At 64.1% G+C, this 582-nt stretch carries 1 protein-coding gene; it reads left to right on the top strand.

Annotated features, from left to right (window positions below):
- Nucleotide 1: 1 nt before the first annotated feature.
- Nucleotides 2–582: contractile injection system protein, VgrG/Pvc8 family (locus tag AC1DP9_RS27755; RefSeq protein WP_477109078.1), on the top strand; the 581-nt coding region annotated here is incomplete at its 3' end.

Below are 582 nucleotides of genomic sequence, written 5' to 3'. Positions count from 1 at the left end.
GCTGGACGAGGGGCTGACCGGGCGTCAGGCCTATTTCCTGGCGGTGCCCGGCGCGGCAAGCGCGGCGGGGCTGTCCGTGGTCTCCTTCAAGGCCGTGGAACGCCTGGGCGAGCCCTACGCCGTCACCATCCAGCTCACGCACCCGCTCGAACTGAGTCAGGCCGACTACCTGGGCAAAGCGGCAACGTTTTCCATCGAGCCGGCCGACGGCGCGCTGCCACGCCAATTCGCCGGCTGCATCACGCAGTTCAGCAAGACCCGCCAGACGCACGATTTCTGCGGCTTCGAGATCGTGGTGGAGCCGCTCGTGGCACGGTTGCGCCTCACGCAGGCCAGCCGCATCTACCAGCGGCAGACCCTCCCGGAGATCATCGAGGCGATCCTGCGCCGCCACGAACTCAAGGGTCACCAGTTCATCTTCCGGCTGCGGCGAAAGTATCCGCAGCTTGCGTTCCGCATGCAGTATCGGATGTCCGACTGGGACTACATCCGGCTGCTGATGGAGCAATCCGGCATCTATTCCTATTTCACCCCGGGCAAGTTTGGCGAGATGATCGTCTTCGGTGACGACATCGACCATTA

It is taken from the genome of Cupriavidus sp. 01L43, assembly GCF_056399925.1.
This window is presented reverse-complemented; position numbering and strand designations above follow the sequence as displayed.